This window comes from Shewanella oneidensis MR-1, from assembly GCF_000146165.2.
GTDB lineage: Bacteria > Pseudomonadota > Gammaproteobacteria > Enterobacterales > Shewanellaceae > Shewanella > Shewanella oneidensis.
This window is the reverse complement of sequence record NC_004347.2, coordinates 4,758,417-4,780,993: the sequence shown is the minus strand read 5'-3', so window position 1 is coordinate 4,780,993 and position 22,577 is coordinate 4,758,417. Positions and strand designations below refer to the sequence as shown.

22 protein-coding genes and 1 pseudogene are annotated in these 22,577 nt (G+C 45.2%); 13 read left to right on the top strand and 10 right to left on the bottom strand.

From position 1 onward, the window contains the following. Positions 1-3 precede the first annotated feature (3 nt). The 6 genes from ftsE (at position 4) to SO_RS21275 (ending at position 7,405) form a co-directional block, all read left to right on the top strand. Positions 4-705, top strand: a complete 702-nt coding sequence (ftsE, locus tag SO_RS21300) for a cell division ATP-binding protein FtsE (RefSeq protein ID WP_011074183.1) — start codon at positions 4-6, stop codon at positions 703-705. Then, the gene (gene ftsX, locus SO_RS21295; RefSeq protein ID WP_011074182.1) at positions 702-1,667 is read left to right on the top strand and encodes a permease-like cell division protein FtsX; all 966 of its coding nucleotides are present in this window, start codon (positions 702-704) and stop codon (positions 1,665-1,667) included. Before ftsE ends, ftsX begins: the two co-directional genes overlap by 4 nt. Positions 1,668-1,897: 230 nt before the next feature. Next, positions 1,898-2,755, top strand: coding sequence for an RNA polymerase sigma factor RpoH (gene rpoH / locus SO_RS21290; protein WP_011074181.1), 858 nt, complete (start codon positions 1,898-1,900; stop codon positions 2,753-2,755). A gap of 543 nt (positions 2,756-3,298) precedes the next feature. Further along, positions 3,299-4,501 (top strand): IS256-like element ISSod4 family transposase, encoded by a 1,203-nt coding sequence (locus tag SO_RS21285; RefSeq protein ID WP_011070721.1) that lies wholly within the window; start codon positions 3,299-3,301, stop codon positions 4,499-4,501. A gap of 658 nt (positions 4,502-5,159) precedes the next feature. After that, positions 5,160-6,319 (top strand): IS3-like element ISSod1 family transposase gene (locus tag SO_RS21280; protein ID WP_141135407.1). Its coding sequence is split into 2 segments (ribosomal slippage): positions 5,160-5,409 and positions 5,409-6,319, totalling 1,161 coding nucleotides; the frame shifts between segments, so codons are not numbered across the junction. Between the two features lie 525 nt (positions 6,320-6,844). After that, on the top strand, positions 6,845-7,405 hold the full coding sequence (locus SO_RS21275; protein WP_011074180.1) for a fimbrial protein: 561 nt from the start codon (positions 6,845-6,847) through the stop codon (positions 7,403-7,405). Between the two features lie 32 nt (positions 7,406-7,437). Here SO_RS21275 and SO_RS21270 read toward each other — a convergent pair whose 3' ends face one another. Continuing rightward, positions 7,438-8,469 (bottom strand): IS630-like element ISSod16 family transposase, encoded by a 1,032-nt coding sequence (locus SO_RS21270; protein WP_011072942.1) that lies wholly within the window; start codon positions 8,467-8,469, stop codon positions 7,438-7,440. Between the two features lie 29 nt (positions 8,470-8,498). Here SO_RS21270 and SO_RS21265 point away from each other — a divergent pair, with 29 nt between their 5' ends. Continuing rightward, positions 8,499-8,804: an EAL domain-containing protein gene (locus SO_RS21265; protein WP_238560530.1), complete on the top strand. Its 306-nt coding sequence runs from the start codon at positions 8,499-8,501 to the stop codon at positions 8,802-8,804. Between the two features lie 43 nt (positions 8,805-8,847). On the opposite strand, the gene menE is transcribed toward SO_RS21265, so the two are convergent. From menE to SO_RS21240, 5 genes are all read right to left on the bottom strand, one after another. Beyond that, on the bottom strand, positions 8,848-10,293 hold the full coding sequence (gene menE, locus SO_RS21260; protein WP_011074179.1) for an o-succinylbenzoate--CoA ligase: 1,446 nt from the start codon (positions 10,291-10,293) through the stop codon (positions 8,848-8,850). 7 nt (positions 10,294-10,300) lie between these two features. Next, the gene (menC, locus tag SO_RS21255) at positions 10,301-11,425 is read right to left on the bottom strand and encodes an o-succinylbenzoate synthase (protein ID WP_011074178.1); all 1,125 of its coding nucleotides are present in this window, start codon (positions 11,423-11,425) and stop codon (positions 10,301-10,303) included. A gap of 50 nt (positions 11,426-11,475) precedes the next feature. After that, positions 11,476-12,276: a 2-succinyl-6-hydroxy-2,4-cyclohexadiene-1-carboxylate synthase gene (gene menH / locus SO_RS21250; RefSeq protein ID WP_011074177.1), complete on the bottom strand. Its 801-nt coding sequence runs from the start codon at positions 12,274-12,276 to the stop codon at positions 11,476-11,478. Then, a complete protein-coding gene (gene menD, locus SO_RS21245; protein WP_011074176.1) occupies positions 12,276-13,997 on the bottom strand; it encodes a 2-succinyl-5-enolpyruvyl-6-hydroxy-3-cyclohexene-1-carboxylic-acid synthase in 1,722 nt (573 codons plus the stop codon). Before menD ends, menH begins: the two co-directional genes overlap by 1 nt. 190 nt (positions 13,998-14,187) lie before the next feature. Next, positions 14,188-14,490 (bottom strand): cytochrome c3 family protein, encoded by a 303-nt coding sequence (locus SO_RS21240; protein ID WP_011074175.1) that lies wholly within the window; start codon positions 14,488-14,490, stop codon positions 14,188-14,190. A gap of 177 nt (positions 14,491-14,667) precedes the next feature. On the opposite strand from SO_RS21240, the gene SO_RS21235 reads away from it, so the two are divergent. The 4 genes and pseudogenes from SO_RS21235 to nrfD all read left to right on the top strand — a co-directional run bounded on the left by SO_RS21235 (position 14,668) and on the right by nrfD (position 17,270). Further along, positions 14,668-15,627: a LysR family transcriptional regulator gene (locus SO_RS21235; protein WP_011074174.1), complete on the top strand. Its 960-nt coding sequence runs from the start codon at positions 14,668-14,670 to the stop codon at positions 15,625-15,627. Positions 15,628-15,920: 293 nt separating this feature from the next. Beyond that, positions 15,921-16,265 carry a hypothetical protein gene (locus SO_RS23590; protein WP_405130466.1) on the top strand — a complete coding sequence of 115 codons (345 nt, stop codon included), beginning with the start codon at positions 15,921-15,923 and terminating at the stop codon, positions 16,263-16,265. After that, positions 16,222-16,332, top strand: a pseudogene (locus SO_RS23455) (cytochrome c nitrite reductase Fe-S protein); the annotation flags it as partial. The gene SO_RS23590 and the pseudogene SO_RS23455, both read left to right, overlap by 44 nt. Further along, entirely contained in the window at positions 16,329-17,270 is a 942-nt protein-coding gene (nrfD, locus tag SO_RS21220; RefSeq protein ID WP_011074173.1) for a cytochrome c nitrite reductase subunit NrfD, read from the top strand. The pseudogene SO_RS23455 and the gene nrfD, both read left to right, overlap by 4 nt. Positions 17,271-17,535: 265 nt before the next feature. On the opposite strand, the gene SO_RS21215 is transcribed toward nrfD, so the two are convergent. Next, positions 17,536-17,967, bottom strand: a complete 432-nt coding sequence (locus tag SO_RS21215; RefSeq protein ID WP_011074172.1) for an Lrp/AsnC family transcriptional regulator — start codon at positions 17,965-17,967, stop codon at positions 17,536-17,538. A 226-nt stretch (positions 17,968-18,193) separates the two neighbouring features. Here SO_RS21215 and yjeH point away from each other — a divergent pair, with 226 nt between their 5' ends. Further along, positions 18,194-19,474 (top strand): L-methionine/branched-chain amino acid transporter, encoded by a 1,281-nt coding sequence (gene yjeH / locus SO_RS21210; RefSeq protein ID WP_011074171.1) that lies wholly within the window; start codon positions 18,194-18,196, stop codon positions 19,472-19,474. Positions 19,475-19,547: 73 nt separating this feature from the next. Here yjeH and SO_RS21205 read toward each other — a convergent pair whose 3' ends face one another. Continuing rightward, a complete protein-coding gene (locus tag SO_RS21205) occupies positions 19,548-20,159 on the bottom strand; it encodes an energy transducer TonB (RefSeq protein ID WP_011074170.1) in 612 nt (203 codons plus the stop codon). A gap of 306 nt (positions 20,160-20,465) precedes the next feature. On the opposite strand from SO_RS21205, the gene SO_RS21200 reads away from it, so the two are divergent. Beyond that, positions 20,466-21,290, top strand: coding sequence for an HDOD domain-containing protein (locus SO_RS21200; RefSeq protein WP_011074169.1), 825 nt, complete (start codon positions 20,466-20,468; stop codon positions 21,288-21,290). A 138-nt stretch (positions 21,291-21,428) separates the two neighbouring features. Here SO_RS21200 and SO_RS21195 read toward each other — a convergent pair whose 3' ends face one another. Next, positions 21,429-21,878, bottom strand: a complete 450-nt coding sequence (locus SO_RS21195) for a tellurite resistance TerB family protein (protein ID WP_011074168.1) — start codon at positions 21,876-21,878, stop codon at positions 21,429-21,431. Positions 21,879-21,974: 96 nt separating this feature from the next. Continuing rightward, complete coding sequence (locus SO_RS21190; RefSeq protein ID WP_011074167.1) at positions 21,975-22,502, bottom strand: DUF2780 domain-containing protein; 528 nt, start codon at positions 22,500-22,502, stop codon at positions 21,975-21,977. Positions 22,503-22,577: the final 75 nt, after the last annotated feature.

Sequence of the window (22,577 nt, the reverse complement as noted above, 5' to 3'; positions counted from 1 at the left end):
TTTATGATTGATTTTCAGCAGGTCAGTAAGATTTATCCTGGTGGCCAAATGGCGCTGGAGGAAGTGAATTTTCACCTACAAAAAGGTGAAATGGCATTCTTAACCGGCCATTCGGGCGCGGGTAAGAGTACCCTGTTGAAATTAATCACAGTAATCGAACGTGCAACCACTGGCCGTGTGGCGATTAATGGTCACGATATTGCCAAAATCAGCTCTAAACATGTGCCCTATTTACGCCGCAATATTGGGATGATTTTCCAAAACCACCATTTGTTGATGGACAGAAGCGTGTTTGACAACGTCGCCTTGCCCTTGGTTATTGAAGGTTTCTCCCACGGCGAGATCCGCAAACGTGTCGCCGGCGCGCTCGATATGGTCGGTTTATACGGTAAAGAGCGCCATAACCCCATTATGCTATCTGGGGGTGAGCAGCAACGTGTAGGGATCGCCCGTGCCATTGTGAATAAGCCGCCCTTGCTACTCGCCGACGAACCGACAGGCAACTTAGACCCTAAGTTGTCGATGGATATTTTGCGTTTATTCGAAACCTTTAACGATGCAGGGACCAGCGTGCTGATCGCCACCCACGATCTAGGTTTGATCGCACGGATGAAGTATCGCACTTTTACCTTGAAGCAAGGGCGTATGCTCGGCGCACAGGAATTACACCATGGACACGCGACCGCTCGAGGTAATGCGCAATGAGTGACAATGCTAAGTTAACGCGCAGCAAGTTGCCGATATCGGGACGTATCGTGATGTTTTTTATTCGTCATGTGCAGCAAGCGATGGCGAGTATGGGTGAACTGTGGCGCAGCCCAGTTTCTTCTTTGATGACCATGGCTGTTCTCGGGGTAAGTTTAAGCTTACCCGCGGCGCTGCAGGTATTAGTTAAAAATGCCGAGACGATTACTAGCTCTTGGAACAGCGCGGCGGAGATTTCACTGTTTATCGATGAAAACCGTAGCGAGCAGACCATCCAAAGCTTGCTGACTCGCATTCGCACTTATCCAGAAGTGGAAAAGGTGCAGTATATCGACCGCAATCAAGCGCTTGAGGAATTTCAGCGTCTGTCGGGGTTTGGTGAAGCCTTAGCCTATCTCGATAAAAACCCGCTTCCCGCAGTGATTACCGTAACACCTACTCAGCGTTATTCGACGCCCGTGGGTGCCCGTGAACTCTTAACTAAGCTTGAGCGCGAGCCTGAAATCAGTTTTGGCCGCTTGGATATTGAATGGTTAGAGCGGCTGCAGGCCGTGGTGCGTTTACTCGAACGCACGGTAATGGCGATTGCGGCCTTACTCGTCTTGGCGGTGGTATTAGTAATAGGTAACACGATTCGCTTAGCCATTATGAATCGGCGAAGTGAGATAGAAGTGATGAAGTTAGTCGGGGCAACAGAAGCCTTTATTCAGCGCCCATTCCTTTACACTGGTATTTGGTATGGCGTCATTGGCGGTATATTGGCTTGGGTTATCATAAACTTATTGGTCTGGTATCTGGATTCTGCCCTAGCGGAACTGCTGGGTTTGTACGGTAGCCAATTAGAGATGAAGTCACTGACCTTTACCGAGTTGCTGCAATTAGTAGGCTTAGCCTCCTTCTTAGGGTGGCTAGGCTCCTATCTGTCGGTAAGGCAACATTTAAGATCAATAGAACCCTCATAATCATCAATGGCTTAGGGGAATATTTTAGCCGTAAGAAATGTAAGCGATGAACTTTTGTTCACTTGCAATGTCTATTCGATGGGGTTAAAAGTAATACCCTAGGCGGGCTAAGGTTGACATACTCTGTCAATTAGCCGATAGTTCGTCAGCTCATCTTTAAGGTGTTTTGAGTCAAACCTGAAGATGAAATCGACTTATATTTGATAAGTAGCAAGAGAGTAGGAGCGCGAATGACCTTTCAAACGCAATCAATGGCACTAACCGTCCCTCAGGGCAGTAGTAGTTTAGAGGCTTATATCCATTCAGTGACTAGCATGAACATGTTAGACGCTGAGACTGAGTATGAGTTAGCCAAGCGTTTGCAGGAAACCGGTGATCTGCAAGCGGCAAAGCAACTGATTATGTCGCATTTACGCTTTGTGGTGCATGTAGCTAAAGGTTATGCCGGTTACGGTCTGCCACAGGCGGATTTGATCCAAGAAGGCAACATTGGTCTGATGAAAGCGGTTAAGCGCTTCGATCCCGATGTTGGCGTTCGTCTGGTGTCTTTTGCTGTGCACTGGATCAAGGCTGAAATTCATGAATATGTGCTCAAAAACTGGCGCATTGTTAAAGTCGCTACCACCAAAGCACAACGTAAGTTGTTTTTTAATATTCGTAAAGCGAAAACACGCTTAGGTTGGTTTAGCGATGATGAAGTCACCATGGTGGCGGAAAACTTAGGTGTATCAAAGGCTGATGTGACTGAAATGGAGTCACGTATGGCTGCGCAGGATCCTGCGTTTGATCTTAGTAGTGACAACGATGATGAGCATGATTTTGCCCCTGTGCATTACCTCGAAGATCACTCATCTGATTTAGCCGAAAACATCGAAAATGATAACTGGGAATCCAATGCTCAAGGTCGTTTATTATCGGCCATCAAAACCCTAGATGAGCGTAGTCAGCATATTCTGCGCGCCCGTTGGTTAGATGATGATAAAACCACACTGCAGGAATTGGCTGAAACCTATCAAGTATCGGCTGAACGTATTCGCCAACTTGAAAAAAATGCCATGAATAAGCTTAAGGCTTGTATGGAAGCTTAACTTCCTCTTTGCATTCCGGTGTTTCCAATTAACCTAAAAAACCTGCTTCGGCAGGTTTTTTTGTCGCCTTTTAAACAAGACATTTACTGGAAAAATCGGCTATACGTTGAGCATATATGCTTCTAGGCTCTTTCGCTGTTATTGGCGGAATTGTCTTACTTATTGAATCCTAAAATAAATTTATTTACGAGCCTAAACCACTTGATTGAGAAAATTGCCTGAGCAATGCAGATTTTTCCTACAGAACTTGAGGTCGATTGTTGGCTATACTACATTCGATTTTTGGGCCTCAATTCAAAAGTCGTTCTCGATGTTTATTGTTGAGTTAAAATTGATACCGCATTATGAGTACTGCTTTTGTTAATGATAGGGACGTTTCACGGAAGTTTAAATAGGATGTTGACAGCTTGATAAAAGATATTTTAGTTATAAGCTGTTCATGGAAGGATTTATACTAAAGTAGGAATCTCATTTTGCGGTTTTTTAGGTAGTGTTCATAATTCTGTGTCATTTCAGTAAAATATTCAAAAACAGGAATGACACATGACCCAACCTTTTAACTTCGAACAAGCCCTTAAAGATCTGCAATCAGGTAAAAGCCTCACAGGTAAAGACAGCATTCTTGGCCCACTGATCAAGCAACTCACTGAAGCGGCTCTCCAGGCTGAGCTTGAGCAGCATTTAGCGCATGATCCTCAGCCTAATCGTAAAAATGGCAAAACCCCTAAGACCATTAAGCATCCGTCCGGTAACTTTGAGTTAGACGCGCCTAGAGACCGCAATGGCACCTTTGAGCCTCAGTTGATTAAGAAAAATCAAACTACACTAACCGATGAAATCGAACGTAAAGTGTTATCGATGTTCAGTATAGGTATGAGCTATCGCGATATTAATCAACATGTTGAAGATATGTATGGGCTCAATGTGTCTAACGCAACAGTAAGCGCCATCACCGACAAACTCATCCCCGAACTTAAAGCGTGGCAACAGCGCCCATTAGATAGCCATTATCCTATCGTTTGGCTTGATGCGATACATTATAAAGTCAAAGAGGATGGGCGTTACGTCAGTAAAGCCGTTTACACATTGTTAGCGCTTAATATGAAAGGAAAAAAGGAAATTTTAGGGCTTCACTTATCCGAAAATGAAGGCGCTAATTACTGGCTATCCGTACTGGCCGATCTTAATAATCGTGGTGTAAAAGATATTCTTATCGCCTGTGTTGACGGCTTGACCGGTTTCCCTGAGGCCATAGCCAGTATCTTCCCTCATACGGAAACACAGCTATGCGTTATCCACCAGATCCGCAACTCAATGAAGTATGTCGCCTCAAAAAATCAGAAAGCGTTTATGGCTGATTTAAAGCCTGTGTATCGAGCCGTGAGTAAAGAAGCCGCAGAGATGGCCTTGGACGAACTGGAGGCCAAATGGGGTGATGCTTATCCGTTGGTAATCAACTCTTGGCGTCGCAAATGGCATAATTTGTCCCATTATTTTAAGTACCCAGAACATATCAGGAAAGTGATTTACACGACCAATGCGGTTGAGGCTGTGCATCGCCAATTTAGAAAGCTCACCAAAACCAAAGGTGCATTTCCTAATGAAAATAGCTTGTTGAAGCTACTTTACGCAGGCATATTAAACGCCTCAGATAAATGGACTATGCCAATCCACAATTGGAGCCTTTGTTTATCTCAGTTAGCGATTTATTTTGAAGGACGTTTAGATAGCGTGCTAGAAATTTAAAAATTAGCCTGACACAGAATTTTGAACGCCCTCGTTTTTTAATTTTATTATGATGTGATTTTTAAAATTAACTGTTTCTAGATCTAATCAGTTTGTCTTTGTTGACTCTTGCTGATGGTATTAGTCATGATATCTATTTTATTTGTCGTACTGCTTTGTTTTATATGTTGTGAATATTTATTAATTTTTTATGATTAAAATTCTAACTATTAATTTCCCGCCTAGATATGTCTCTTTCCCCTTAAGCTAAATTGCGCTAATCAGTCATTTGTCTATTTTTGTTGTAGCTAGTTGTGGTTCAACGTTTCCACGATATCAGGATTTTCCTACAGAATTTAAGTTGTTCAATGCTCTATAGTCGCTAAAAGCTAATGCTAGCTATTAGTTTTCTTGAATTAATAGCGCTTATAAGTATTTGCTAAGTGAGTACTTTTGTTATAGTTAGAACCTTAATTCTGAGGTAAATCATGGATGGTTTAAATCTTGGTTTTTGGATATGTTCCTGTTGTAATCAAGTGTTTCATACTGATTTACAGCGGCCTGTAAATCTATTTGGTAATGAACTTTTTAAATGTGCGCTTTGTAATGCTGTGTTCTGGTCTAATCCCATCGGACACTTAATTTTGAGACAGTATGGTCAATAAATTAAGAGGTCTATATGAGTCTGAAAAAATCACATAAGAGTTATCCGCAGGCATTTAAAGATGAAGCCGTCTTGATGGTGCTGGAGCAAGGTTATAGCGTTGCCGATGCGGCAAAGTCTCTTGGAGTTAGCACGAGCCTGCTTTACAACTGGAAGGAAAAACACGAAGCCCTGCAACAAGGCATCACCTTAGAAGAGTCTGAGCGTGATGAGTTGAAGCGATTGCGTAGAGAAAACAAAGAATTACGCATGGAAAAAGAAATTCTAAAAAAGGCAAGCGCCTTCTTTGCGAGAGAAATGAAGTAAGATTTCGTTTCATCAAACTGCAATCTCACCTGTTTCCCATAACACTGTTATGTCGAGTAATGAGTGTCAGTAAGTCAGGCTATTACGATTGGCATAAACGCCCTGCAAACGTGATAAGCGTTGAAACACTGAAGCTTTATCGCCTTGTTCGACAGCTATTTAAGCAAAGTCGAGGCAGCTTAGGGAATCGTGAAATGGTGAAGAAATTGCGCAAGGAAGGCTACCAGGTTGGTCGCTATCTCGTTCGTAAAATTATGCACCGCCTTCGACTCAAAGCAACCCAGCGATGTGCTTACAAGGTGACGACACAGCGAAAACACTCAGATGCAGTGGCTGATAACCTGTTAAACATGAACTTTAATCCAGTATCGGCTAATCAGGTCTGGGCGGGTGACGTGACCTATTTAAAGACGGGTGAAGGCTGGATGTACTTAGCTGTGGTGATGGATTTATATTCACGCCGGATTGTGGGATGGCGCATAGACAAACGCATGACCACAGATTTGATATCCAAGGCATTAATAAAAGCCTACAACCTGCGACAACCAGCGCGAGGGCTGGTATTTCACAGTGACCGAGGCTCGCAATATACCAGTAAACAATTCGGTAGGCTGCTATCGAGCTATGGTATCCGAGCCAGCATGGGTGATGTGGGTGCGTGTTGGGATAATGCCGTTGTTGAGCGATTCTTTGGTAGCTTGAAACACGATTGGATTTTTAAAGTTGCTCAACCAACAAGGGAGTTTATGAAGCAAGATGTGACGGCTTACATCAAATATTACAACTTGGAGCGACTTCATTCTGCTAATAACGATCTGTCACCTGTAGAGTTTGAGAATTCTCAAGTAAAAGTGTCCAGTTTGGGTTGACCAGTACACTGTTAATCAAAAGCATGAATTAAACAGGACAGTTCGAACTGTTGATGAGCATGTACGCTCTGTCGCTGTAATGCAAACGTTGTCAAGTGTTTCTGAACGTTCTAGCCCTAGCTTGTCGCACTGATTTTGAGATTGTATTTAGCAAAGAGCTAGAAATGCTTTTTTTTGGCGTGTTTTTGAACGATTGTCACCGTAAATTGCATCTCAGTACAATGAATAAAATGTGCTGATGTGACCAATGTTTCGGCGTAGTGTCATGCATAGTGCCTTATCATTTATTATATTAAATCCGAAATCATTAATCCTTATTGCGGCATATCTATTCCCTCCTCACTGAAAAACGAAGAGTTCTTGTAATTATCTATCAAGCTGCAGATGAGTTGATGTCAGCGGATTGAATATCAGTAATTTCCTACAGTGTTTATGCTATTTGATATGTAACCACAAGAAGATAATACCTCTTAAGAGGTAGGTGTTTTATTGGGTTAAATAGCATTTAATCATTTAAGGTTTGTTATGACATCTGTAATTAAGTTTGTCCTTGTTATTGTTGTGGTGTTACTTGCTAGTATTACCCATGCCGCAGATGGCACCATTAAATTCGACGGGCATCTAGTAGATCAAACTTGCACAGTTTCAGTGGATGGTGTGGTAAGTCCAGCTGTTGCCACTGTGACACTGCCAACCATTTCCGCAGGCTTATTGAATGCCCCGGGTAAGGTGGCTGGTAGAACTGATTTTGAAATTACCCTCAGTAATTGCCAAGGTTTGGCCAATGGTGCGAAAGCTTTTTTTGAAGGGGGAGCCGATGTAGAGCCCATCTCTGGGCAACTAATCAACCGCGGTGATGCAACTAATGTGCGTTTGCAATTATTGGATAATGTCGACGGAGTTGGCGCACCAATCAAAGTGGGTGATGGTTTTGAACAGTTGATTTTTAGTGGAAACGTGTATATCAGTAATGGTGATGGTACGGGAGCGGGAGTGCTTCCATACGCGGTTCAATACATTGCAACGGGTATTGCAACCGCGGGCTCAATACAAAGTACAGTGACTTATTCTATCCAATATTTATAATCTATTCCTCTAAATAGCTGATCCGAATACTGCTACATTTTCGCGGTGCCGTGTCCGGAGCCAGGAAATGGGGAAACGGTTCCCATAAAATGCCATACCATGCCAAGCAGTTCCCGCATGTTCCTGCAAGCGTGATTGCGGGTTACCGTTTCATGCAGTGCGAGCCACAAGCGCTCTATCTTGTTGACCCACGGCGAGTATACCGGTTGAAACAATAATCTGAATTTGGGGTTGTGCTTGAGCCAAGCAACGGTCTTACGGCTCTTATGAATAATGTAATTGTCTAGGATGAGCGTGATGGTTTTGGCTTTGCGGTAATGACGCTTAAGCTTCTCCAACATGGCAATAAACAGCTCTGACGCTTTGCTATCGCTGCTCACATAAAGCACTTTTCCGGTGCTGGCATGCAGGGCTCCTGCTATGTAATGCTTACGGTTGTTGCCTGGGGTGACAACGCGTTTTTGCTGACCTTTTGGCATCCAATCTGCCCCGATTTTTGGGTTCAAGTCGATGTCCACTTCATCTTCATAGAAAACCGGATGTTCGACGCAACACTGCTCAAGAGCCTGATTTATCTCGGCCATTTTCTCATCTTGGTGTGGGTCTTTGATACGCAATGTCGGAGCTGAGCGGCGCCAGACAATTCCCGCCTTGGGTAGTAATCGACGGACGGTTGATGCAGCGATGCTGAGTTTAAGCTGTGCATTAATCACCATGGCAAGCAGTTCGCTGCTCCAGCGGCTACGTTGATAGCCAAAGTCCTGTGGGCATAGCTGAATAAGCAAAGATAGACAGAGCAATATGGGGTCTATGGGTAAGATTGCTGGCCGTCCCAGCGTCAGGGATTTAAGCCCATCAACGCCGCTTTCGGTGTACCAAGCTAACCAACGACCAATACTGGAGCGTGCAGCACCAGTAGCATGATGAACGTCGGTAATCGACTGCCCTTGATGCAGCATCAGCATAGCGATAAGACGTCGGGCGAAATGCTTATCCTTGGTTTTATGGAGCAATTTCTGTAGTTGTTTGCGCTCTGCGCGACAAAGTGGTGGTAAGATGGCCATTCTCAGTCCTCGGCGAGTGGTGGGTTTGTTTGGCGATAGATCAGATCGCTCAAACAGGACTGAGTTCCCTTCCTTTGATCTACTATTTGGAACAGCTATTTAGATGTCAGGCTGCTATTTCGAGTGTAATAGCCTTATCTCAAGCACTCAAAATGGAGTTAGTCATCGAGGGAATTGAAACAAACTCTCAGTTGACCTTGCTGCAGCAATTGGGTTGCACAGTTGGACAAGGTTATTGTTTTTCTCGTCCGATTGATGAGCAGACATTTGTGCAACGCTTTTTTCCTATCTCGATTGAAAGTGACAATTTTATCAGACTGAATTCTGATGTCTAACACAAACTACGTCACTGTGTTCAGACATCATTGCCAAGATTGATTATATGGCTAGCTTAATAATAAGTTGTCTATTCACTTTTAAGCCTATTTGCTCGGCATTTTCTGGCCAAGGGTAATAGCGGCGCGGTCTTTTAAAGCGAGCTATTTTATCGGCGAGAAACTGCTCGAGTTGTTTCTCTATTGTGCTCATATCTTGGCTAGTGTTACCGCGAATAATGTTGCCGCGGATTATGGCGGCGGGGAGTTGGCCGTAGGTGATGTCAGGCTGAGGAAAGACAATCGCCTCATCAATTAGTGGATGCAGTTTGAGCGCCGCTTCAATCTCTTCAGGCTGAATGTTTTCACCGCCGCAGATAAACATATTATCGACGCGGCCGAGAATCTTAAGATTACCGTTAGCATCCCATTCGCCTTTGTCTTTGGTATAAAACCAACTATCAGCATCGAGTGGCTTTTCGATTCCGTTTTCAGTGAGATAGCCCATAAATAAGCATTCACCCCGTACCCAAATTACGTCATCGACAATTTTAAGCTCACGCCTTGGGAGTAATTTGCCACTCGTGCCATCGCTGAGCGCAGGGCCCGTGGTGATTTGCGAGCCCATCTCGGTCATGCCGTAGCTGGTAAAGCTGGCAATATGCCGCTGTTCGAGCTGTTTCAGTAAATCGATAGAAACGGCGCCGCCGCCGAGTAGTAGGGCTTTAATACTGGTGAGCGAAGCCTGTTTGTCGGCGAGCAAGTTGAGTAACTGGGTCGGCACGAGGGATATATGGGTTAATGCATCGCGCTCGACTTGTTCTTGTAAAGCGAGATTCGACTCGGGTAATACCACTATTGCCGCGACTAAGGCGCAGCGGTTGAGAATCGCAAGGCCACCAATATGAAACAGCGGTAACGACAGCAACCAAGCATCACCTTTGATTAGCGGGATTAGGCTACGGGCGCCCTCGGCATTGGCAATATGATTAGCCAGATTGTGTACGGCAGCCTTGGGAAAACCACTGGAGCCAGAGGTTAAAATCACATTACAAGGGCGCTGAATATCAACGGTTTTGGCTGGTGTCGTACTAATTTGAGCAACATCTAGGCTGAGTTGAGTGCAACCTGTTAAACCAAGTTCTGTTTCGCTCCAATAGCAGGGGATCTGGTGGCTATCGATAAGACCTTGAACTTGCGCCAGTGGAAAACGTGGCGAGATCGGGAAAAAGATGGCGCCAATATCGATACAGGCCCAATAGAGGCAAATCATCTCTAGATTATTACGACTGATACAAGCTAGAGGTTGGCCTTGGCGAATTCCAATGCGCGTGAGTTGCTCACCCAATCCCAGTACCATTTGGCTTAAGCTAGCGTAGCTGATGTCTTGTCCATTGCACTTAACCGCCGTTTGCTCAGGGAACGTGAGCGCGGCACTATGTAATGGCGAGATTCGCATTGGTGAAATCTCTAGTGGTGAAACCATCTTATCGGCATGGCTATCAGTCATCTGCTTATCAATCCTGTACAGTGCTGGCGACTCGTTCGAGTTGATTCAGTGTCAGGCATTGAAGCGTAAGACATTGTAGTTTGCCCGATGGGACTAATAAGTCTTGACTAAAGGCCGTTAAGGTATCAAGCCCGGGGATTTCATCGGGCGTTAGTATGGCGGCTAAATGGGCCAAATCATTGATGCCTAAACTGCTTTCAAGGCTGGAACTTAAGATACAGCGCACGCCATGGTTGTGGGCTTCATCGATAAGGCGCTGAAGTTTTTCGATACTGCCCAGTAGCATGGGTTTGATGATGAGCGCCGTGAGTCCCTCATGCATCACAAATTGATAATCGGGATCATTGAGGGATTCATCTAAGGCGTAGGGCAGTGGAATGGCGCGATACAGAGTGTGATTATCCTGCGGATGTTGGCAAGGTTCTTCAATGTATTCAATGCTATCTAGTGGCAAGCAGGCGGCAAAGTCGAGGGCCTGTTCTAGACTAAATCCGCAATTGGCATCTAAGCGCAGCTTGAGATCGGGCCTTTGGCTTAAGATGCCATAAATCAAACTCAACTCATCTTCCATGGAGGTTTGTGCAACCTTCACTTTAACTGAGCGCACACTAGGTTTGAGGCTGGCAATTTTTGCTATTAATTCAGCTTTAGGCGCATCAGTTGGTTGATAAATTAAAGGTACAGCGGTGGTGAGTGGGCGCACCGCATCGAGTTTTCCGCTGAGTTTGGCATGCAATAGGCTTAAGCCAAAGGCAATGGATGGATAGGGACTCGCTTCGGCCTGCTCGAGCAAGCAATCAATAGATTGGTTTTGCAGCTTGGGTAATAACACTGTTAAGGCTTGCTGTACTTCATCGAGGCTTTCGCGGCTAAAGCCGGATAATGGCTGTTGGTCGATATCGAACCCTGAGAGTGGCGCGATTTCAACATGGGACTCCTTCACTTCACCCTCAGTGACTTCACTGTCAGTCACTTCAGCATTGGATATTTCGGTGTCGCAAACTTCACCGTCAGCAGTGGCCTTGGCTTGCAGCACTAAGCCTTTTCTATGGTCAATGCGTTGTTTGCCCACAGGCAAAAAGCTGTCTAAGGGCAGGCGATATAAATACAAGCTAAGTGAAGTTAAGATCATATTTTCCTTAACGCTTTATCGATTTAAAGGCGGTCTGTTTGCGTGTATATCTAAGGCAAGCGCTCGACGAAAAAACTTCTTATACAGGCCAGTAATCCGGCAGGATTGGCTTGATGTATGTTATGTCCAGCCTGCTCAATCCTATGCAAGATTATAGGTTGTTTGGCTTGCCACTCCTTTGCGATCGCAGTGAATTTAGCATCTTGGCTGCCTGCAAAAAAATGGCTCTCGCAGGCAAGGTTTGCTGGTAGATCCCAAAGTGAAGCTTGGCGGGCAAGTGAAGTCGCCAAAAAGATATGTTTGAGTGCGTGCTTAGGATGTTGGTCAAGCTGCGCCGCTCGTTTTGCTATCAAGGTATTGCGCACATTGTCTGACATATCGGCAAAAACGGCCTGTTGATACCAAAGCTGCAAAAAATCCCTGCTACTTAAGCTGTGTAGCCGTTTAGCCCACAGTTGGTCGTTCTTACTGCGCGCGGCTTGTTCTTCGGTATTAGTCAGCCCAGGATGACAGGATTCTAGCCATAAACTCAACACGCGATTGGGGTAAGCCTTGGCAAGATGCAAGGCAATACGGCCTCCGAGGGAATACCCATAGAGGTAAAACGCTTCAATACCGAGGCGATCGAGGCGGTTGATAATGTCTTGGACACAAAAGTCGAAGCCATTAGTGAGCATTGATGCGATTTCTGGTTGATTGTCGCCGTGGCCGGGTAAATCGAGGCAGATACAGTGAAAATGCTGGCTGAGTTGAGGGATTAGAGGCAGCCAATCGGCCTTAGATCCTAAAAAACCATGGATCAGGACCAAGTTTGGCTGCGAGACTTCCCCGTAACGGGCCAGCGTTGACATTAGCTTTGTTTTACCCATAGATTGAGCGCGGCGATCTGCTCGCTGGCTTGGTGTTGGCTAACGGTGACTTCGATGACAGAAGCACCCTGAAAATCCAGCGCTTCGTTATAACAGGTTTGAAAATCGGCTAAGTTATCCACTTGATTATAGGGAAGATTAAACATAGCGGCGGCATAACCAAACTCTAAACCATGGCTTAAACGATAGTAGTCGCTGCGCAGCTCCTCATTGGGGACGGGCAAAAGATTAAAGATATTACCGCCATCGTTGTTGAGGATAATAATCACCAGAGGACTGGTTAAACTGCGGGCGATGGCAAAGGAATTGAGATCATGCAACTGGGATAAATCCCCAATAATCAAGCTGGTCGGTTTACCTTGGTGGGCAGCAATACCGCAGGCGGTGGCCAGTAAGCCATCGATTCCCGATGCGCCGCGGTTAGTATAAGTGGTTGCTGTGCAACAGCTCACCGGCGCGTACATATCGTATAAACGCACTGGTAGACTATTGCCAATAAACAGTTGCTGCTCGAGTGGCCGCGTATTGGCTATCGCGCGGATAACCTGAGCTTCCCCAAATTCACCCTGATCGATATTGCGCACAAATAAGTGATGCAAGTCATCGTTATAGGTGATTAGGGTATTCGCCCAATTGGCCGAAGAGGAGCGATACCAATTAAGTTGAGCAAATTGGGCGGCATTGGCGTGCCAGATGTGTTTCGCATTATGGCTTGGGTCGAGCCTATCTTGCTGCGGCAGCACTTGCCAGTAACTGTGCCAGTTTTGCTCGGCAAGATAAGCAATTAAACGCTTCGACAGTAATCGTCCACCAAATACCAGTACGCGATCGGCTTCCTGTAATAGATTGCGTGCCTTGGGATGTTGTAGCAATTGATCGATATTGCCAATCGCCGCAGGGTGTTGTCGCAGTTGGGACTGAGCATCGGTCAGTAGTGGCCAGCCAATTTTTTGCGATAGCGCGATGAGTTGCTGTGGATCTTGCTCGGGTGTTAGCGTGCCCGCGATGATCACCCCTTTACCGTGGACGAAGCGCATAATGGCATCTTCGCTCGGGTGGCTTAATTGTTCACGCTTGCCATAGATAGTGTAAGGGCGTGCCTGTTGCAGCCACGTTTGTAGCGGCTTGAGGTACGGCGATTCACTATCGAGAATTGTGGCAGTTAATTCACTCGGATACAGCGGCTCGCGGTACATACAGTTGATATGAACTGGGCGTGTTTGATTGGCCACGGCTTCATCAAGCGTGGTGAGTAACATCTGCGGCGCGATGTGTGCATCGGGCGTCGGCAGGTTTACCTGCTGAGCGTAATTGGCAAAAATTGCCGGTTGAACAATCGCTTGATTGGCGCCGCAGCCGAGTAATTCTGGCGGTCTGTCACCACTGAGGACAATTAAAGGTACATGGGTGAGCCAGGCTTCGACTATTGCAGGATATAGGTTAGCGACGGCCGTGCCAGAGGTGGTAATAATGGCTACGGGCGCAGAGCTGGCTTTCGCTAATCCAAGCGCCATAAAACCTAAGCCGCGCTCATCGAAATGCAAATGACGTTTCAGCTTGGTTTGCTTTGCCGCAGCGAGAGTTAACGGGGTTGAGCGTGAGCCTGGTGCCATGCAGACATGCTGCACACCAAGACGTGCTAATTCTTCCAGAATAAGTGCGCCCCACATGAGATTGAGTGTGGCAGTGTTTTCGGTTCGCATAGCAAGATCGATCAGGATAAAGATGGGCTTAGTGTAACGTGTTTGCCAGTTAAGATGTATGTCTTGCTTAACAAAAGGTTGGACAGGTTAGGCATTATGCTATTGAGTTAATGGCGTACCTTGAGTGTATTTTGAACAAAAGAAAAAGGGGCCCGCACTGATGAGAATGCGAACCCCGCAGGGAACAGGTTTATTTTAATTGTTGATATTGTTGCATATGCATCATTGCGGGTAAGTTGTCAGGAGTGGCATGACACTGGCCGCATTCTTTTTGAAGCGTTTCTTGGCTCGGTAATACAGGAGGTAAATCATCACCCTCTTTCCATTGATGGCAGTCGGGGCAAGCAACAATATCAATATGATGCTCTGTTTCAATCCATATATGTGCCGGAGTAGATTGCCATTTCTCATCATGGCAGCCATTGCAGCCATCAATGGCATAGACGACATTTGACAGCAAGCAAGATAGAAATACTAATAAGATACGAGCCATAATAATCAGCCTTGTTTTTTTTTAAGATTGTATGCATTAATAAATAAATGACTTAGTCTTAGTGTTCATAAATGAGTCATTGCGCATGACTTTCTATTTCTGAAATATTCATTTTCAGATTTAAGTAATGTAGATGGTTTATGATTTAGATATTCAAACCAGAAATAGGATTTTAATATGCAGGATTGCGATGTAAGAATTTTTTACATATTCAAATCTCTTTATGATAGTGGTAGTGCAACATTTGTGTCGCAGCAACATTCTGTATCACCCTCAAAAGTGAGTCGTTATATTGCTGAAATGAGAGAGGTCTATAACGACTCGCTTTTTATTAGGAGGAAAACTCACTTTGTTCCAACAAAAAAAGCGAGAGAAATTTATCCTAAAATTTGTGAGATTATAGAGCTGATTGAAGGTTTAAGCGCTAATAGACATGAACTTGAGGTAAAGAAAGAGTGCGTGATTGCTGTGCCTGCAACGCTGTGCGTAGGGCTTCCTGAACATCTAAACCGTGTTATAAAGCAAGAAGGTTTGGATATCAGTTTAAAAGTAATGTCCTCGCATAGGGAAATTTGTACAAAAGTCATCAATGGTGAAATATGTATTGCCATTACTAATCGTGCCTGTACGCAAACCATGGATTGTAATCCAAAACATTCAAATTTACTGCATGTTGAACCCATTAGTGTTGGTGAGCATGTCTATGTCGTTTCAGCTGCGACTGGCGCAATTTGGCAAGAAAAAATTTCGCTCGATAATATTGCAAAATATCCATTTGTCGTTACTCAAGTTTCTGGATTTAATGATGAAAAAGATCCATTTGAGGTCTATTGTGAGCAGCGCGGACTTGCTTTAAATGTCTTTTTAAAAACACAAAATTTAGCCTCTATGATTGAAGCGTTGATGTCTGAAAACACTATTAGTTTTATTGGACCTAATAGTGCCGCCGCTTTTATCGCTAAGGTGCCTTCACTGAGGGTTGAGAAATTAGAAAATTGTGAATATCAAAGGTTACATGAAGCAATGCATAAACCCACATATTCTATGATTTACCTTAAGCGTAATATTGATGTCATTCCACCGTTGATTAAAAGTGAGGTGTTGCGTTTTATTTCTGATTCGGTTTGTGATTTTTAAAATTTAGAAATTTTAAAGTATAAATTTGTGAGCTAGTTAGAATTAGTGTCGGCTAATATTCGGCTGAAAGTAAAACAGGTTGTAAACATTTTATTAACCTGAATTCTTAACCTGAAAGTTATTGCTAGTTAGTTTAATTTAGTGTTTTTCAACATTTTATATTGTTTTTGAGAATATTTTTCTTTTATTAATTTTCGTGATTCAAGGCATATTTTTAGTGTTTTTTAGCTGTGAATAGGCTTGTTGCTCATTCATTGTTAACAATCGTTAACCTTTGTTGTTTTGTGGTTATTATGGTTGTGGATTTTTCATTGCTAAGTCATGTTAACCATAAGGCATTAAATATAAGATGGCGTAAAATTAAAACTCTGATAATGGGGGCGAGCCTGTTCCTTATATTATCTCCATCTGTTAAAGCTCAAGAAATTCCAGCAACTCACGAAACAGGAGAGCAAATAGAAAAGATACTCACAGATAAGTTTGCTGAAGGAAAATACTCTACTAAAGGTGCTGATAGCTGTTTTATGTGCCATCGTAAACCCAAACTCTCAAGTGGTACAAGTGGTACAAGTGGTACAAGTGGTACAAGTGGTACAAGTGGTACAAGTGCTCAAGGCAAACCCAACCCAAAGGGCTAAGTCCGATCTCGGTACTCGGCCAAAACTGTTCCGCATTGTGGCCAAATCAGGGGAGGTGGCACTATGAGCGCCCTACATTTTGATACGCTAGTGTGGCATTGGCCGATTGCGATATACCTGTTTTTAGCTGGGGCATCTGCTGGCGCCATGTTCTTTGCGGTGTTACTCAAACATTTTGTGCTTAAACATAATGCTTACCAGTCTGGTTTTGTGCAGGCGGCTTGTATTGTGGCGCCTGTAGCGGTTATGGCGGGTTTAGGCATCTTAGTTTTGGACTTAACTAAGCCCTTCGATTTTTGGAAGATCTTAGTTTTCTACAATCCAACATCTGTGATGTCGATGGGGGTGCTTATTCTGCTGATTTACCAAGTCTTTATGTTTATGTGGATTGGCTTATTGTTCCGTAAACCTATCGATGCTTGGTGCGAAAACCGCTTCCCGATTGTGCTGAAGTTGACAGCTTTGCTGAGCCGTTTCGAGGCGACAATTACCGGTTTATTGGTGATCTTCTCTCTTGCTCTCGGAGCTTATACTGGCTTTTTACTTTCGGCCTTACCCGGCTACCCAATGTTGAAAAATCCGGTGTTGCCACTGCTGTTTTTGGCCTCGGGGCTTTCATCTGGTGCGGCATGCTCACTGCTTGGCGGGGTGTTACTTAACGCCAATCCGAATGCGAAGGAAGTGCACTTTATTCATAAGGTTGAAATTCCGCTGATTTTGGTGGAGATAGTGCTGATATTTACCTTCTTTATGGGCTTAGTGCTGACCGGCGGCCAAAGTAAGCTCGCAGCCTTCAATGCGATAGGTTATGGATTCTGGGGGTGGATCTTCTGGCTTGGTATCGTTGGGATTGGCTTGTCGGGTCCCTTGGCGATGAACCTGTTTATGACAGCCACTTCAAAACGTAAATGGGCCTATGTAGCAGGAACTGCTTGTTTAAGTCTGATAGGGGTATTGCTGCTGCGTAACTTTATTCTCTACACCGGGCAAATGACGGTCGTTTAATTGGGCATGGAACGTCCAATATTATAGATAAGAAGGAATTACAGTGAGTAGCGAAGCGGTGTCTAAGGAATACACCGTGAGCTAACCCCTTTAATTACGCTGGCTGAAGTGATTAAAGGTGTGTTGTCTTGTCGCGATTTGCTGTCACAGGGAGGTTATTGGGAAAGGAAGCCATATTTGATATTAGGTATTGTTTGCCCTGCCTCCACAAGGGCCTCGCCACCTTTATTCCTTAGGGTGGCGTTTCTTGTTTGGGGCAAAGCACTTACTCGCCAGTATTATTAATCCATTCACTCATGACCACATGGGTTTTGATTTTAATGATATCCGTGTGGGTATCAATATACTCACGAATTTCATGCAAGCGGCGCATCGAAGGGGCGTGAACATACACCAGCAAATCCATATCACCAGAAATACCGCGGCAGGTAATCACTTCAGGAATCGCATGGAACACATGCACTACATCAGCGCAGCGCGGACATTTATGTTGGATTTCGAAGTAGGCCGAAACGCCTTCTTTTTGCGATTCACTCAGCAATACCTGATAGCCACGGATAACCCCTGTTTGTTCCAGCTTTTTAATCCGCTCCGCGACAGCACTTCGGGAAAGATTTACTTGTTCAGCAATACTTGAAACACTTTGACGAGCATCTTGGCGCAGACAATGGATGATCGCGGTATCAAACTTATCCAACTTGGACTCCGATAAAAACAGGTTATAACTAAACTGGGGCAGATTGCCGGTCAATGCTACCCAGCCTAAATGGGCAGTCTCTTGAGTCGTGCCGTCATTTTGCCGGAAATAGGCCTTTTTACCGCCATTTTGTTTGTGTATGCGATGAAGAACACCGAAATTGGCGGCAGATTGCGGCGTAAAATCTCACTATACTGACGGCTTCAAAACTACTGAATGTTAACAGATGAACTCACATAGCGGAACTCATGGCGGAACGATAGGACGGTGGCAAGGCGCCGGCTTAATGGCCACCACTTTGCTTGGTACCGGGGTGTTTATTCTCCCACAAATGACAATTGCTAAAGCCCATGCTGGGGCACTTATCGCTTGGTCGCTTCTCACCTTAGCCATTATTCCCGTAGCGCTGATTTTTGGCAGGCTGGCGAGTGTCTTTCCCCATGCAGCAGGGCCTGCTTATTTTGTGGAAAAGGCCTTTGGTCGCACCGCTGGCCGTACTATCGGGCTGATTTTTTTGCTGGTGGTGCCAATGGGCGCCCCTGCCGCAATTTTGATGACTTTTCAGTTTGTTAATGCCCTTATTCCCCTCGATGGTTGGTTCAAGGTATCGGCCGAGGTGTTGGTGATTTTCGGTTTGTTTTTGCTGAATTTACGTGGCATCCAAGTCTCGGCCAAACTGCAATTTGGCTTAACCCTCTGTATTGTCGCTATTGTGGTGGTGCTCTTTGGGGCCAGCAGTCTTCAGCCAGGGCATTTAACCTCACTCGCCAGCTATGGCACGCCAGAAATCTCCACCATGATGATTGCCGCAGGTATCGCCTTTTGGAGCTTTTTAGGGATAGAGGCGATGACTCACCTTGCCGACGATTTTCGTCGTCCGCAGCAGGATATGATCCCGGCAATGATGATGGGCACTGTGTTGGTGGGCATTATTTATGTGGCCTGTACGCTGATTTTACTCTTAGTGCCTACCGATAACAGCGTGGCGATGATCGGCGTATTCGATGCGCTTTTAGGTGGATACGGTGCGCAAGTGATTGGTGTGCTTGGGATTGCCAGTGGTCTTGCCACGGTAAACGTGTATGCCGCCAGTGCCGCACGCCTTGTATGGAGCTTTAGTTGCGAAGGTATTTTACCGCGCTGTTTTGCGGTTAAGAATCGTCATGGTGTACCCATCCGAGCCTTAGGCGCGTTACTGAGTGTGATGGCAAGTGTGATAGTGTTAACCCATATCACGGGCCAAGAGCTTGAACATCTTATTGCCTGGAGTAACGGCGTGTTTGTGGTTATTTATTTAATGGCAATGCTTGCCGCAGCTAAGTTACTGCCACGGCACAATTTGCCTTTAGTGGTATTAGGTTGTGGTTTTTGCTTGGCGCTCGGTATTGCCCTTGGGGCGAGCATGGCCTATGTGTTGGTATTAATCCTATTTGTTGCGCCATTCCTGTGGTGGCAAAAGACCCATATCAGCCGCAAACAAACTTTAGTGGATAATAAGGTTTCTTAACCCTTGACGATTTGAACTGCCAAGATCACCAAGACCAGAACGTACAGTTTTAAACGTTCTGGTCTATCAAGCATTAAATCTTTTGATCCAGTTTAAAGTCGAGTTGTACTTGTTGGTTAAGTTGGGGAACGGCTTTGCCCGCATCAAACTTCGGTTTGTATTTCCAATTTTGCACCGCTGACAGCGCCTCCTTATCAAATATGCGTTTAGGGTTAGCATCGAGCACGCGAACATTGCTCACTGTGCCATCCGCCGTAATATCAAATCCAACGACCACATAACCTTCCTTACCATTCTGCGCCGCTTCAATGGGATAGCGAGGGGATACTTGCACCAGTGGCAAGGCTTCTGCTGACATGGACGATTGGGTAAAGAGAGTCGTTTGAATCGGCATTTCGGGGGTAAAAGTTTGGGGGTTAAAGTCGACCACTTCAGTGCTTTCGCCCGGAGTTGTGATCCGCTCCCTTGTTGGGATTGGCTTTGGCGGTTCGGGTTTGCGACTTTCCTTTGGCGGGATAGGTGTTCGTTCACTCATCAAAATATTGATTTGCGGCGCATCGGTCGCTTGTCCGCTTAAAGGTTGTGGATTATGGATAAGTTGCGCCATAAAGACGAACAAACCCAAGGGGATTAATGCACTAACGACGATGATCCCAGTACGATTAACGATGACATTTTGACCCATGATGCTTCCTTACAATGGATGAACAATATTTAATCTATATCATCCATTACTTATTTTTAGAAACATTTCTTTACAAATAAGCCTAATTATTGAGCAGCGATCCACAAGGAAAAGCGTGAATCCCTGAGGATTATTCGGCGCTGCAGAAGCGTTCTGATGCTTTGCGAGCTGAGTTTTTGCTTAGCTAGTGATTACTGATTGTTGGCGGAAGAGCTTTACACCCTATTGATAAGTCTTCATATCCTTGAGGGCGGGGCGAGATTTTGTGTTCTATATTTTGATCATTCACTTAGAAGGAGAATGAATATGGATTCCGCCGCGCTACTGAGTCGAGTTGATGAGTTACCCCGTTTACCTAAAGCCATCAGTGAATTACTTGAAGTCGTGAACGACGACAATGCCACCGTAAAAAATATTGCGACTAAGGTGTCGCGTGATCCCTTAATCAGTGCCAAGGTGCTCAGATTAGCCAACTGCGCCTATTACGGTCACAGTCGCGAGGTTGGCAGCATTGATGAAGCCGTTGTGCGCCTAGGTATGCAAACTTTGCGTACCCTAGTGTTAGCATCTGCGGTGATGGGCGCGGTGCCTAAATGCAATGGCGTTGATTTGGCGCATTTTTGGGGGCAAACCTTTGAAATCGCACTCTATAGCCAAGAGATGGCTAAACGGTGTGGTGTTCAGCCCGATGAGGCTTTTACCTGCGGAATTCTCCACCGTATTGGTGATTTATTGATTGCGGCAATTTCTCCAGAAGACGCTGAAAAAATTACCGAAGCGGTCGCGCAAGGTAAAGATAAACATGCTTTTGAGCGTGAATTACTCGGTTACGACTCTCCTGATATTGGCGCCTTATTGGCACAAAACTGGAAGTTTACCCCTGCACTGGTGCAAGGCATTCTGTTTCAGGATCATCCCAAGGATTCAAATCCTTTTTCTAAACTGGCGGCATTGCTGTGTCTTGCCCATAAAGTGTTAGCGGATTGGGACACCATTGAGGATGACGACAAAACCAGCTGGTTATCGCAACTTGCTACCAAGAAAGGCTTAAAAATGGAGATGGGCGGGTTGCGAGTTAAGTTAATAGAGCTTAGAGGTGTCGGGTTTGAGATAGGAAAGGCGCTGGCTTAGTATTTCTAGTAGACGTTTTAATCTAGCCTAGCCGCTGAAATCGAAACCAATTGAAGTGACTCACATAGCCTGAATAGCACTGTTTGCTTTTCAGGCTTTTTATTATGGGGTTTTAGTCACTGGGTTTGATTAAGTCACTTAGCTTGCCTTGATAGCTTGATTGCGCATCTGAATAAGTTCGCTGTGTTTGAGATACAGCAAATCAGCGGTGCGGCGGATGATCTGATCTTCGTACTGTGACAGTTGCCCGTCGGCATAGGCCAGTTGCCACATGGCTAATAGCAACTGTTGCTTTTGCTCCAAGCTAAATTCGGCATTAATGGTATTGGTAAACTCAAATAATGAAGTGGCATTACCTTGGGCTTTTTTGGCCTCATCAATCAAGTCATTAGCATCCTGCGCTGACATTGAGAGGGTTTCCGTCAGTAGCTTAGGTAATAGCGCTCTTTCTTCTGCCGCGAGGTTTTCATCGGCAAACACCACTTCGAGCAACATGCTCGCTGCCGCTAATTTTAGCTGGCGAGCTTTCTCCTCTGGAGAGATGGCTTGGATGTGGGATTGAAGGAATCGTTTCAGCTTAGCAATCATAAAGTGGCACTGCTCTGGCGAGAAGGAATAACTACATAGAGTGATTTTACACGCTAAAGTTCACCCTAAGCGCGGGCTTAGGGTGAGGCGTGGCGATTAGCGTAGCGCGTTTAGACCCTTCATCAGCAGATCAGAACTGCCTTCGGCACCATTGGTTTCAAGGTATGATTTAGCGATGTTGATCATCGGCATCGCTAATTCCTTAGAAATCCCAAGTTTTTCAAAGGCATCTAACACCATTGCACTGCCTTGCAGGGAAGAGCCAATATTACCCGCCTTAGAGAGCAAACCAGATACCCCTGAATTGCCATCGAGTTTAGGTGCGGCGGCTAATAGGCTATCGGCATTGGGAATGCTGGCGGCTAATTTGGTGTAATCATTGCTGCCTAAGCTAGATTGTGCGAGGCCTAATAAACTGCCTAACCCACCTTCGGCTTGGGTCTGGCTCAAACCGAGTTGCGACATCACATTGCTGACTAACTCATTGGACTCGGTGACGGTGCTGGTTGCCGTTTTTTCGGTTTTTGCTTGTGTGCCAGCGAGGTTATCTAACCAGTTTGCGCTGGCGGAAGCGGTAAAAAGGCAGGTGCTGATTAGCATTGATAGCGTGAGAGTATGTTTCATAAAGTGGCATCCTTTGAGGGTTTGCGCGCAATAAAGGACACAGTGTAGCGGCTTTGAGACTTTTGTTGCAGCCCT

Coding starts and splice junctions, on each gene's coding strand:
- SO_RS23590 (WP_405130466.1), top strand. CDS start 15,921: ATGGTTGTGGATTTTTCATTGCTAAGTCATGTTAACCATAAGGCATTA.
- menC (WP_011074178.1), bottom strand. CDS start 11,425: ATGATCTTAACTTCACTTAGCTTGTATTTATATCGCCTGCCCTTAGAC.
- yjeH (WP_011074171.1), top strand. CDS start 18,194: ATGAACTCACATAGCGGAACTCATGGCGGAACGATAGGACGGTGGCAA.
- SO_RS21235 (WP_011074174.1), top strand. CDS start 14,668: ATGCAGGATTGCGATGTAAGAATTTTTTACATATTCAAATCTCTTTAT.
- ftsX (WP_011074182.1), top strand. CDS start 702: ATGAGTGACAATGCTAAGTTAACGCGCAGCAAGTTGCCGATATCGGGA.
- ftsE (WP_011074183.1), top strand. CDS start 4: ATGATTGATTTTCAGCAGGTCAGTAAGATTTATCCTGGTGGCCAAATG.
- menD (WP_011074176.1), bottom strand. CDS start 13,997: ATGCGAACCGAAAACACTGCCACACTCAATCTCATGTGGGGCGCACTT.
- SO_RS21195 (WP_011074168.1), bottom strand. CDS start 21,878: ATGATTGCTAAGCTGAAACGATTCCTTCAATCCCACATCCAAGCCATC.
- SO_RS21275 (WP_011074180.1), top strand. CDS start 6,845: ATGACATCTGTAATTAAGTTTGTCCTTGTTATTGTTGTGGTGTTACTT.
- SO_RS21240 (WP_011074175.1), bottom strand. CDS start 14,490: ATGGCTCGTATCTTATTAGTATTTCTATCTTGCTTGCTGTCAAATGTC.
- SO_RS21270 (WP_011072942.1), bottom strand. CDS start 8,469: ATGGCCATCTTACCACCACTTTGTCGCGCAGAGCGCAAACAACTACAG.
- menH (WP_011074177.1), bottom strand. CDS start 12,276: ATGTCAACGCTGGCCCGTTACGGGGAAGTCTCGCAGCCAAACTTGGTC.
- SO_RS21285 (WP_011070721.1), top strand. CDS start 3,299: ATGACCCAACCTTTTAACTTCGAACAAGCCCTTAAAGATCTGCAATCA.
- rpoH (WP_011074181.1), top strand. CDS start 1,898: ATGACCTTTCAAACGCAATCAATGGCACTAACCGTCCCTCAGGGCAGT.
- SO_RS21205 (WP_011074170.1), bottom strand. CDS start 20,159: ATGGGTCAAAATGTCATCGTTAATCGTACTGGGATCATCGTCGTTAGT.
- SO_RS21200 (WP_011074169.1), top strand. CDS start 20,466: ATGGATTCCGCCGCGCTACTGAGTCGAGTTGATGAGTTACCCCGTTTA.
- nrfD (WP_011074173.1), top strand. CDS start 16,329: ATGAGCGCCCTACATTTTGATACGCTAGTGTGGCATTGGCCGATTGCG.
- SO_RS21190 (WP_011074167.1), bottom strand. CDS start 22,502: ATGAAACATACTCTCACGCTATCAATGCTAATCAGCACCTGCCTTTTT.
- menE (WP_011074179.1), bottom strand. CDS start 10,293: ATGACTGATAGCCATGCCGATAAGATGGTTTCACCACTAGAGATTTCA.